12 protein-coding genes are annotated in these 10,325 nt (G+C 58.7%); 5 read left to right on the forward strand and 7 right to left on the reverse strand.

The window, feature by feature from the left end; translation table 11 throughout:
• Together EDD52_RS12760 and EDD52_RS12765 are read right to left on the reverse strand one after the other, a co-directional pair.
• A complete protein-coding gene (locus EDD52_RS12760) occupies positions 1–1,050 on the reverse strand; it encodes an adenylate/guanylate cyclase domain-containing protein (RefSeq protein WP_132245521.1) in 1,050 nt (349 codons plus the stop codon).
• Positions 1,047–1,406, reverse strand: coding sequence for a group I truncated hemoglobin (locus EDD52_RS12765; protein WP_132245523.1), 360 nt, complete (start codon positions 1,404–1,406; stop codon positions 1,047–1,049). Before EDD52_RS12765 ends, EDD52_RS12760 begins: the two co-directional genes overlap by 4 nt.
• Before the next feature lie 296 nt (positions 1,407–1,702).
• Between EDD52_RS12765 and EDD52_RS24280 the strand changes: the two genes are divergently transcribed.
• The 5 genes from EDD52_RS24280 (at position 1,703) to EDD52_RS12785 (ending at position 5,406) form a co-directional block, all read left to right on the forward strand.
• Entirely contained in the window at positions 1,703–1,825 is a 123-nt protein-coding gene (locus EDD52_RS24280; RefSeq protein ID WP_279389267.1) for a hypothetical protein, read from the forward strand.
• A gap of 556 nt (positions 1,826–2,381) precedes the next feature.
• Positions 2,382–2,945 carry an OsmC family protein gene (locus EDD52_RS12770; RefSeq protein ID WP_132245525.1) on the forward strand — a complete coding sequence of 188 codons (564 nt, stop codon included), beginning with the start codon at positions 2,382–2,384 and terminating at the stop codon, positions 2,943–2,945.
• Between the two features lie 79 nt (positions 2,946–3,024).
• Entirely contained in the window at positions 3,025–4,260 is a 1,236-nt protein-coding gene (locus EDD52_RS12775) for an NAD(P)-binding domain-containing protein (RefSeq protein WP_132245527.1), read from the forward strand.
• A 17-nt stretch (positions 4,261–4,277) separates the two neighbouring features.
• A complete protein-coding gene (locus tag EDD52_RS12780; protein WP_132245529.1) occupies positions 4,278–4,826 on the forward strand; it encodes an OsmC family protein in 549 nt (182 codons plus the stop codon).
• Positions 4,827–4,890: 64 nt separating this feature from the next.
• Positions 4,891–5,406: a GFA family protein gene (locus EDD52_RS12785; RefSeq protein WP_132245530.1), complete on the forward strand. Its 516-nt coding sequence runs from the start codon at positions 4,891–4,893 to the stop codon at positions 5,404–5,406.
• A gap of 375 nt (positions 5,407–5,781) precedes the next feature.
• On the opposite strand, the gene EDD52_RS12795 is transcribed toward EDD52_RS12785, so the two are convergent.
• From EDD52_RS12795 to EDD52_RS12820, 5 genes are all read right to left on the reverse strand, one after another.
• The gene (locus EDD52_RS12795; RefSeq protein ID WP_132245532.1) at positions 5,782–6,054 is read right to left on the reverse strand and encodes a hypothetical protein; all 273 of its coding nucleotides are present in this window, start codon (positions 6,052–6,054) and stop codon (positions 5,782–5,784) included.
• A gap of 310 nt (positions 6,055–6,364) precedes the next feature.
• Positions 6,365–7,330, reverse strand: a complete 966-nt coding sequence (locus EDD52_RS12800) for an MFS transporter (RefSeq protein ID WP_243651927.1) — start codon at positions 7,328–7,330, stop codon at positions 6,365–6,367.
• 741 nt (positions 7,331–8,071) lie between these two features.
• Positions 8,072–8,749, reverse strand: coding sequence for an ABC transporter ATP-binding protein (locus EDD52_RS12810; protein WP_132245536.1), 678 nt, complete (start codon positions 8,747–8,749; stop codon positions 8,072–8,074).
• Positions 8,746–9,951 carry an ABC transporter permease gene (locus tag EDD52_RS12815; protein ID WP_132245538.1) on the reverse strand — a complete coding sequence of 402 codons (1,206 nt, stop codon included), beginning with the start codon at positions 9,949–9,951 and terminating at the stop codon, positions 8,746–8,748. Before EDD52_RS12815 ends, EDD52_RS12810 begins: the two co-directional genes overlap by 4 nt.
• 58 nt (positions 9,952–10,009) lie before the next feature.
• Positions 10,010–10,325: DDE-type integrase/transposase/recombinase (locus tag EDD52_RS12820; protein ID WP_132245540.1), on the reverse strand; the 316-nt coding region annotated here is incomplete at its 5' end.

Raw genomic sequence — 10,325 nt, forward strand, 5'->3', positions numbered from 1 at the left:
TCAATGCCTCTCCGGGTCCGAAGTCATCGCGGCTTCGATTGCAAACACCTCCTCTGGGTGATCGGTGGTCAGTTCTGCCTCGCCCACCGACATGACCTCGAATTCGTTGCCGAGCTGTGCAACGAGGTGTTGATCGGCCACGATCTTCATCGGGCGCGCCCAATAACGCAGCGTACTGGCGTGGATTACCGCCGGGCCGAACACGTCGTAAATATATTTTTGCACCCCTACGACTGACCCGACCACGGATCCTGAAGAAAGTCCGACACGGCAGGTCCACTTTATTGGGTGGCTCTGATTGCGCTGGTGAAGGTAGCGCAAGAAGCGCACCGCCGCGCTGGCCGCCGAATGGGCGTGGTCCTCGGCAGGGTCGGGCATCCCGGCCATGGCAATGTAGAAATCTCCGACCGCCCGGATGCGGACGCACCCGAACTGCTCTCCGATGCGATCGAAGGCGGTGTAGATGTCGTTAAGTTCCGACACGATCACGCTGGGGTCGTGTTCGCTCACCATCTCGGCGAAGCGGTTGAAGTCCAGGCAGATCGCCGACACTGGGTCGTAGAGCCGCGGTGTGACAACGCCGAATGTCTTGTACTCATCATAAACCGATCGTGGCATCATGTTCAGTAGCAGCTTCTCGACCTGCTCTTTTTCGCGTTTGATTTCGCGCGTGTTACGCTCGACCATCATGGAATATGAATCGATCATCGACTCCAGTTCCTTGATGCGGCTGATGTTCTGGCAAACCAGCACCGCGATGCTTCGGCCCCCGCCGAGCGCCCGGTTGAAGTTCATTGCCACCGTCATCGTGCGTCGGCGGACGCGAAAGGTTGTCTCGGTTGTATAACGACCGGGCGACTCCAGTGCCGCTTTCACCGCGTCACTATCAAGGTCCGCGAACAGAACCTGCAGTTGCTGGCCAATCTCTATTTCGCCAAACCATTCCTTGAACGTATCATTGTGAAACCGTACCCGGAGGCTGTCGAGATCCAGAAGCGCCACGCCGACGCCGATCGCGCGGAGAAGTTGTTCGTTGATCGCCTCGATCATGGTTTCACCACCAGTCCGCGCCGCACCTCGAAGGCCGAGACGATCTCTTCGACATCTTCGGGCGTCACGTCGTGATCGTCCAGCGTCTGGCTCAGCAAGATTTTTAGCTGATCAAAATGCAGCGTTCCGATATCAAGGCGCGCATGCATCAGAGTGATCTGCTCGTCAGTATAGCTCGCAGGCCCTCCCATCAAAGACGAGACGAATTTGGTCTGGTGATCGATAATCCGCGACATGTCTACATCGTCAAAGAAGGGTCCGACATCGTCGTCATCAAGGACGCGGTTATAGAGATCCATGACGATCCGGCTGACGACTGAGAAGCCTCCGTATTTTTCAAATAGTGATTTTTTCATGCTGCCAATGTCCCATATGGCGTGGCGTCCGGTGCTCAGATTTGTCTGTACTATAGGGATCATGCCCAACGAACCTTTTACGGCGCAAGCCATTTGAGTGCTTCAGACCACTTCATCCGCTTCATGTTTCAGTCGTGTTTCAGGACTTGCGGTGAATTGTTTCACATGTTTCAGGGACCTTACCCGAAGACCAACAACTGAAGCACAGAGCCGTCCGTGGCGACATCAGACCGAAACGCGGATCGCTGAAAGTCTCCTCACGACGACACACAGACACCCCAAAGGAGACACCGATCATGATCAAGTTTCAGAAAATGCGCCCGATCCGCCGGGATCGCAGGCATCGCCGCGAGGCTCTCCTGAACTTTGAGGCCTCAAAGCACCTCAGCCCCTATTTGATGCGGGATATCGGCCTTTAGAAATATGGTGCGACTGGCTGTGCGCCAAGTTTACAGCCGCCACGCTTCACTCCCCGCCGGTGCCTCTTTGCAGGTGATGTCTCATCGACCTCCTGCCTACCAATCAGTCAACTTTTGTACATGAAGGATTACCCAATGACCGCATCTCGCCAAAGTTCAACACCCAGCTATGGAAACGGTTTTTCCGGCGCTAACGGACTGACCAAATCCGGCGTCTTTCGCAGCTGGTTTCACCAGATGAACCGCACTGCAAAGCCCGACCCTGGCAATAGAAAGCGACAATCAGATGTTCCCTTTTGAACGTACCCGGATCCGGATACCCAAACGGGTCACGACCTGCTCCCGCGAATGTATGACCGGCAGTTGCACAGCTTGCGAATTGCAGGCCGGAACCCGCAGTCATGCCAACCCTCGCTTCTTGTCGAGGTCACTGCGCACTGGACACCTGATGATGCTGCGCTGATGCAGCCTCTGCGCGGGCCGCGCATGTCGGACCGTGTTTCACCTCAAGACTTTAACTCAAGCCAACTCAACAAAACCCAAAAAGGATACCACCATGAACATCCATAACAACACCGTCGTCGATAATGGCGTCAACACCGAAGCCCTGATCGGCGCGCGTGGCGCCTTCGCCGACATGCCGGAGGCGGCCGCCTTTACCTTCCGCAGCACCTGCGATTGGATTGAAGGCACCTACAATGCCAACACGATCAACGGTTATTTCGGCCTCGGTCAGGAACAAGAGCGCAAGCAGACGTTCAGGATTGAGAGCGATCACCCCGAGGTTTTCGCCGCTGCGGACCGCGCCCCGACGCCGACCGAGATCGTCCTTTCGGCACTGGCAAGCTGCCTGACCGGCGGTGTGGCGGCTGTCGCACAGCATCGCGGCATCCAACTGAATTCGGTGCGCGCCACCGTCGAGGGTGATATCGATGTGCGCGGCATCCTTGGTATGGACCCCGAGATCCGCAATGGGTTTTCGGCCATCCGCGTGCGGTTCGACATCGACGCCGATGCCAGCGAAGACGACATCCGCGCACTGGTTGCTCAGTCGCAGAAGCGCTCGGCCATGTTCGACATCCTGACCAACCCGACCGACGTGCATGTCGACGTGGCGTGATCCGCGCCCCGCGTAACAGACGGGCCAGCGCGACTGCTGGCCCGTCATACTTGCCCGACCCGCGACAAGGAGCAGCTTCATGAAACGAATTTCCACTCTGATTATCGGTGCAGGCCAGGCGGGTCTTGCCATGAGTCGCTGTCTGTCGGATCGGTCCGTCGAGCATGTGGTGCTTGAACGTGGCGAGGTGGCGCAATCCTGGGCCGCAGATCGGTGGGACAGCCTGCGTTTGCTGACACCCAACTGGCAAAGCAGACTGCCGGGTCATGCCTATGACGGCCCCGATCCGGACGGATTCATGTCCATGCCCGAAATCACCGCCTATTTGCGCAGCTATGCCGCGAAGGGGGCCCTGCCGGTCGAGACCCGGACAGAGGTACTTTCTGTGTCGGCAGAAGGTCAGGGGTACCGCGTCCGGACTGGTCGCGGTGACTGGGTTTGCTGTAATCTGGTACTGGCAAATGGCGCTTGCACGCTGCCCAGAATTCCTCACGTCGCGGCCTCGATTCCGCGCGAGATCTTGCAAATCTCACCGTTGAGATATCGCAACCCGGACAGCCTGCCCGAGGGCGGTGTGCTTGTCGTCGGGGCGTCGGCCAGCGGAGTCCAGATCGCGGCCGAATTACGCGCGGCGGGGCGCGAGGTCCTTATGGCAGTTGGCCAGCATATCCGCGCGCCGCGCCGCTATCGAGGCCGTGATATTCAGTGGTGGATGGACCAGAGCGGCACACTTGATCAGCGGGCCGAGGATTTTGACGATCCGCTCCGCGCCCGCGCCGTCCCCTCGCTGCAGCTTGTCGGGCGGACCGATACGCCATTGATCGACCTTAACTATCTTCAGGCGCAAGGGATCGAGATCACCGGCAGGCTTGCAGCCATTCGGGACGGCACGGCTTTGTTTTCAGGCGGCCTGGCCAATGCCTGCGCCCTGTCCGACCTGAAGATGCGCCGCCTTTTGCGAAGCTTTGACGACTGGGCAGCGGAGGCAAACATCACTGGTCTGCCCGCGCCCGAAACCTTCGCCACGACAGAGGTGGCCAAACCACACCGTTTGAGCCTTGATCTGCGCCGCGGCGAGATCCGCACCATCATCTGGGCCACAGGATTTCGGCCTGACTTCAGCTGGCTGGAGTTGCCCGTATTGGATACGAAACGGCGGCTCAGACATGTTGGCGGTTACGTCGCGCCAGGGCTTTATGCCTTGGGCCAGCCCTTCCTGCGCCGTCGTAAATCTCAACTCATTGATGGCGTCGGCGGGGATGCGACCGAGCTGTCCGACCATCTGATCCAGACCCAAAGCCGCCGTGCGGCCTAACCAATTCGGAGACTGACATGACCATTTCCATCCCTATCCTGTCCACACCGCGCGCGATCGCGACAGACCCGGAAATCCGGAGCGCCCAGACAAGGGTGATCGACCGCCTGAGTGCCGATCCCAAAGCCGCGAAGGTCACGATTGCCATGACCGGCCGCGTTGCCGAAGGTCTGGCCTGCGTCGTCCGGCAGGGCAAGTTCAGCGCCGTAATGGATATGGGGCCTGCAATGGGCGGCGCCGCGCTTGGCCCGTCGCCCGGGTTTTTTGCCCGCGCCGCGATTGCAGGTTGCGTGTCCATCGCGATCAAAATGACTGCGGCGCGCGAAGGGCTGAACGTTAGGGCCGTCGATGTCACAGTCGAGACGGATTTCGACGATCTGGCGATTTTTGGGCTGGGTACCCGTAATGCCGCCCCTACGGAAACCCGCATCTCGCTGGCATTGGACTCGCCCGAACCCGAACCCGTGCTCGAGGACCTGACCGCCCGCGTCCTGGCTTGCGATCCTTGGTTTCTTGCACTCCGAGACAAGCAGCGGGTCGTCACAAGCATTGCCATCACCGCGTGAAATCTCACGCCGTAAGCAACTGCCTTCAAGAACGCCGCCAGTCTGCAAACGGAGACATATATCCATGAAAAAAATTACCAAAACACAAGCTGGCGGCTGCACTTGCGGACACGTCAGATACGAGATGATAGGGCGACCTCTGATTGTTCATGGGTGCCATTGCCGATGGTGCCAGCGCCAAAGTGGCGGCGCATTTGCGATCAACGCACTGATCGAAGCAGATCGCGTACGCCTGACCCACGGGGAGGTCCATGAAATCATCGTGGCTTCGCCAAGCGGTGCGGGCCAACGCATCGCGCGTTGCCCACACTGTCAGATTGCCGTCTGGAGCAACTATTTACGTGTTGGCGGCAAAATGGCGGACCTCATTCGTTTTATCAGGGTAGGAACACTTGATGATCCCGACGGACATCCGCCGGATGTCCACATCTATACCGAGTCCAAACAGCCGTGGTTCAATCTGCCTTTAGAGGTTCGGGCATTTGACAAGTTCTACAGCCTCCAAGACACTTATTCGCCGGATAGCCTGACACGTCACAACGCCCTGAAAAACCGGCTGCGAGATAACACTGCGGTGTAAAGTTATTCTGTCGCTTTGCAGTTCTTTTCCATCTATTGCAGATAAACCACGGGTTTCCAGCCGGTTCGGTTCAGCGAACCTGATAATGATCTTCTCTCCCGAATTTTGAAGTCCGCACTGGCTGTATGGCTCCAAAATTCAGAAGAGAATGTCGCGCGGTATTCGTCCTCCGCGGATACGCCATTTTCCCACAGGTCCCACGTCGAGAGGGTTACGAATGACCGCTACAAAGTTCTGCAGGGACTGATGCGGGAACGGATCAGCGAGATTATTCGGCAGACTTGCGAAGAGATGTGACTTAGCACTTAATCCGGCCCTTCTTCACTTTGTGTGGCGCATTGGCAGCATCCGGGCTTTCAGCAGCTCTGCCCTGGTTCAACCGTACATTGCCCGTTTGAATGTCTTCGGGCGGTTGATCTGGCCTCCTGCTTGTCCAAAAAAATCGCGGAGGCGATAATTCATGTTCATCACTCCAACTTTGGCTAAAAAAAATTGCGTCGACCAGTTGAAATCGACAGGCAAAGCGGAAGATTGAGACCAGTCCAGTCTCAACGGCGTCGCCCATCCATTGCTCCAGCGGTTCAGAGTGGGCGCCGCACAGGACGCCCTTGAACCGCAAAGCGAGGCTGCACTTCGTGCAAAATACATTCGACCCATCTTTCAATACATAGACCTTTCTCGCCCGACCGGTTGTCAGAATTTTACGCGGCTTGATGCAGAGTGCGGACGCAATGACTGGTGGGATCAAGTGTACGGTAAGCGGGTTTTGACCGGTTCGAGCTTGGGTGGGACGTGTGCGGCACATTATGGCGCGGGATTTTCTGATCGCGTCAGAAGGGCAGGGGAGCAGAGCGACACAATGTGGCAGCTCGCCTTGGCGTTTGCGCGTTCAAAGAGGGAGGTCGGTCAGCGTTGGCGACACGCACTGAAAGCCCAAAGGCAATCGAAAGCACGTAGGTTACTCTTTGTCGCCCTGCGCTTCTTCTCTTTCGTCTGGAGCAACGCTCTGAGGGTGCTCCGTATCGTGGTCTGCCTGGCTGGCGGCAAGCGCAGCTGTTTCGGGGGTAGAGGCCCGGCCGAGCGGTTTCGCCCGGAACGCGACCTTGTCTGCAATAGCAACGCCAGGCGCGATCCAGATCCGCCGGATCGCAAAGAGGATCAAGAGAACATGCGCGGCGCCGGTCACCGCAAAGAGCGTTGCCGCGCCAAACGTGGTCATCACAAGACCCGCAGCAGTGGGTCCGACGATCGAACCGATCCCAAAAACAAGCAGTAGCCCTCCGCTAACCTGGATGAATGACCCCGGTGAGGCGTGATCGTTCGCATGCGCCACGATGACGGGGTACATCGCGTAGACCGTTGTTCCGAAGAGCGCCGCCAGAGCGAGCACGATGGCCGGCTGCGTTACGCCGGAGAACAGAAACAGCGCGTCCGACAGAATCGCGAAGAATGCCACGACCACGAGAACCTTCCTTCGATCGTACCGATCTGACGCAAATCCGACCGGGACTTGAGAAGCCGCTCCTGCAAGGATCGGGATGCTTGCAAAGAGCGCGATGTCGCCGAGCGACATTCCGATACGCGCGGCATAGACTGCGGCCAGCGTGCCGAACGCTGCATTGGAAATGCCGACCATCAGCACGGCAAAAACTGCGATTGGAGAGTTCCTCCAGAGCTTGGGCAGGTCAAGCGAGACCTGGGTCAGAGGGAGCGGTGTGGTGGTCGCGTTGATCGCAGTTGGCAGTAGGGCCAGACAATAAATCATCGCAGCCAGAACAAAGAATAAGTAACCGTTCGTATCACCCAGTGTCAGCACCATCTGGCCGGCGGTTGTGGCGGCCAGGTTAACCATTGTGTAGATGCCGAAAACGCGCCCACGCGACTTGGCATCCGATCGCTCGTTGAGCCAGCTTTCCACGATCATCGCTGCCCCGGCAAAGCAAAAGCCTGACAAAGCGCGTACCGGGATCCAGACCCACGGCGTCACGAGTATAAGCGATAGAAGCACCGCGATCGCTGCGATCGCACACATCGCCCCGAAGGCCCGGATATGACCCACGCGGGCGACCACGACCGGGGTTCTCAGGCATCCGGCTACATAGCCAACGGCCCATCCAGTCCCGAGCAAGCCTAAAGCGGCAGCGGTGAACCCTTCTGCTTCCCCCCGGATTGGCAAGATAAGACTGTTCACCCCGCCGGCGAACAGGAGAAATGCAGACCCCATCAACAGAGCGGCCAGACTTGGTATCATATCGTGACGGTAGCCATCCAGCGGTCATTTGGAAATCCGAAAGATCCCCGTCCATGGGTTGTCTTGTCTACAACATAGATCTGTCCGTGGGCTGCAGAAGCATAATCGGCGTTGTCACGTTAACCAGCATTTGGTTTCTCGTGTCGGTGTTTGGACATAGCTATCGGTGATGCGCACACCGACCAACAGCAACAAGCGCCACCGGTTTCCATCCACTCAGCCACCCGCAATCGCTTTGCCGTACCGTTCTGTCGTCGTGCGGCCCTGACCATCCGGTATCATCGGACGGAAGCATTAGATGCTTGGAAAGCGGCAGCAAGCATCGCGTGATCTTTATCGCAATTGCATCCAACCAGACCATGTGCGGTTTATGTGACAACTCCCGGGCGGTCATCCAAACCCAACTAAATCAAACTAGCCCGTCACAACCCCTTCGCCCACAACGATCTGTCGCCGACAGAAGCCCGCAATCTTTTCGTCATGGGTCGAGATCAGGAAGGTCGTGCCTTCCTCGCGGTTGATTTGTCCGATCAGGCCCATCACTTGGTTTGCCGAGGCGCGGTCGAGGTTGCCGGTCGGCTCGTCCGCCAACACCAGTTCCGGACTGTTCATCAAGGCGCGGGCAACAGCGACGCGCTGTTTTTGCCCGCCCGAAAGATTGGCCGAGGGGAATTCGATGCGGTCGGCCAGCCCCATGCGGGACAGTAAATCGCGGCCACGCGCACGGGCGGCTGGCGTCTCACGCCCCTCACGCACGGCGGTGGGGAAAATCACGTTTTCCAGCGCAGTGAAATCCGGCAGAAGGTTGTGAAACTGGAAGACGAAGCCGATGTGGGCATTGCGAAAGTCGGTCAGGGCTTTGTCACCCGCTGCGACCATGTCTTGGCCGAGCATCTTGTAACTGCCGGAGGTGGGTTTCATCAATGTTCCGAGGATCGTGAGGAGCGTGCTTTTGCCTGAACCTGAAGGACCCAGAAGTGCTGCCAGCTCTCCCGTCTCAAGGCACAATGACAGGCCGCGCAGCACCCGTGTTGCGGCCTCTCCCGTGCCGTATGTTTTTAACAGGTCGCGGACCTCGAGAAGCGCGCTCATTGGCCGATCGCCGTGACCGGATCGACCCGTGCGGCCGAACGTGCAGGCAGGATCGAGGCGAGCATCGCGCCGATCACCGTGAGCGTGATCGCCAGACCGTAAGATCCTTGTGTGATGTCCATCGGCAGCGTTCCCGGCTGGAACGCGTCACGCAAGGGAAAGGGCAGCAGGGCGAGGTATCCCAAAGCCGCGCCTGTGACGCCGCCCATCAACCCTATCAGCGCCCCTTGTGCGACAAAGACAAAGATCACGAACCCGCGTCCGGCCCCCATCGCCCTCATGATCCCGATCTCGGGGCGACGACGGTAGGTCGACAGCAGAAGGGCAGAGGCCACACCGATCACGATGGTAATGAGCGCGAAGGTCTTCAGGAAATACCCGGTCTGCGCCTGTGCGTTCAGCGCCTCCATCAACTGCTCCGCCCCATCAGTCCAGGGCACCGCATCAAGCCCCGTCAGGGCGCGGATTCGAAGGGCCGTGGCATCGGCGGCGTTCAGATCGTCCAGCTTGATCTCGATCTGCGTGACGCCTTGCGGCATGGAATAAAGCGTTCGGGCGGTCGAAAGGCTGACAAAGGCGCGCGCGCCGTCCATTCCGCCATTGCCGGTCTTGAAAATCCCGCTCAGCGTCAGCGCCGCTGTGATGCCGTTCGAGCTTTCCAGTCGCAGCGTCTGGCCAACGGACAGAGCCAGGTCGTCAGCAAGATCGCGACCCAGTACAATCAGACCAGAGCCGAGCCGCACATCGCCCTCGACCATGTAACCGGCCAGATCGAGGATCGCGGATTCGCGCCCCGGCTCCACCCCGGACACGCTGACTTGGGCAACCTGCGCGCCGCGGGTGAGAAACCCGGCTCCCGTGATCTGCGGTGAGACGGCGCGCACGCCTGGAACGGCCTCGATCAGGGGCAACCACATGGCGGCCTCTGTCAGCGTTGCGGTGCGCGTGCGGCCCCGTTCCGCCACGAAAAGCACATGGCCTTGGGGCGAGACTAACAGGGGCGGATCGTCGGCTTCGGCCTCGATTGTGACATGGCTGATATCACCTACGGTGCGCGAGAGGATGAATTCGGCCAACCCCCCGATTAGCGCCGACATGAAGATGAAGATGAATACGCCCACCGCGACACCAGCAACCAGAAGGGCGGTCTGGGCTTTGTTGGCCGTGAGGTACCGGGTCGCAATCTTGAGCGCATAAAGCATCAGGGTGGTGTCGTCACGTTAACTCACCGAGTTTGCAAGTTGGCATGCCGTTCGTTGATCAAGCTGCATGTGCCGCGGATTTCCACGCCTCAAATGCTTCGAGCCTATGGTAGCGAATGGTGAGGGCAGAGCGGCGGCGGGCTGGGACAGAGAAACGATTGCGGGTTGCGGATTGCATAGATACGAAGCGTTGTAATCCACCCGGCGATCGGAAGCCTTGCATCACCCGCTCTCGTTTTCGGAAGGGCAAGTGGCTGTTCTCGGCGCGGTTATTGAGTTCCTTGTGTGACCAATGATCAAGGCCAGGCGCGACCTCGCGCTTGGCGGCCCCATATGCGCGCAGTTTGTCCGTAATGATCCTTTTGGGCACGAAA

The sequence above is a fragment of the Primorskyibacter sedentarius genome (assembly GCF_004342065.1).
In the GTDB taxonomy this organism is placed as follows: domain Bacteria; phylum Pseudomonadota; class Alphaproteobacteria; order Rhodobacterales; family Rhodobacteraceae; genus Primorskyibacter; species Primorskyibacter sedentarius.

Bases quoted from the DNA above. Each gene is read 5' to 3' on its own strand.
- EDD52_RS24280 (WP_279389267.1), top strand. From the start codon at position 1,703: ATGATCAAGTTTCAGAAAATGCGCCCGATCCGCCGGGATCGCAGGCAT.
- EDD52_RS12810 (WP_132245536.1), bottom strand. From the start codon at position 8,749: ATGAGCGCGCTTCTCGAGGTCCGCGACCTGTTAAAAACATACGGCACG.
- EDD52_RS12815 (WP_132245538.1), bottom strand. From the start codon at position 9,951: ATGCTTTATGCGCTCAAGATTGCGACCCGGTACCTCACGGCCAACAAA.
- EDD52_RS12800 (WP_243651927.1), bottom strand. From the start codon at position 7,330: ATGATCGTGGAAAGCTGGCTCAACGAGCGATCGGATGCCAAGTCGCGT.
- EDD52_RS12785 (WP_132245530.1), top strand. From the start codon at position 4,891: ATGAAAAAAATTACCAAAACACAAGCTGGCGGCTGCACTTGCGGACAC.
- EDD52_RS12780 (WP_132245529.1), top strand. From the start codon at position 4,278: ATGACCATTTCCATCCCTATCCTGTCCACACCGCGCGCGATCGCGACA.
- EDD52_RS12760 (WP_132245521.1), bottom strand. From the start codon at position 1,050: ATGATCGAGGCGATCAACGAACAACTTCTCCGCGCGATCGGCGTCGGC.
- EDD52_RS12775 (WP_132245527.1), top strand. From the start codon at position 3,025: ATGAAACGAATTTCCACTCTGATTATCGGTGCAGGCCAGGCGGGTCTT.
- EDD52_RS12770 (WP_132245525.1), top strand. From the start codon at position 2,382: ATGAACATCCATAACAACACCGTCGTCGATAATGGCGTCAACACCGAA.
- EDD52_RS12795 (WP_132245532.1), bottom strand. From the start codon at position 6,054: ATGTATTTTGCACGAAGTGCAGCCTCGCTTTGCGGTTCAAGGGCGTCC.
- EDD52_RS12765 (WP_132245523.1), bottom strand. From the start codon at position 1,406: ATGAAAAAATCACTATTTGAAAAATACGGAGGCTTCTCAGTCGTCAGC.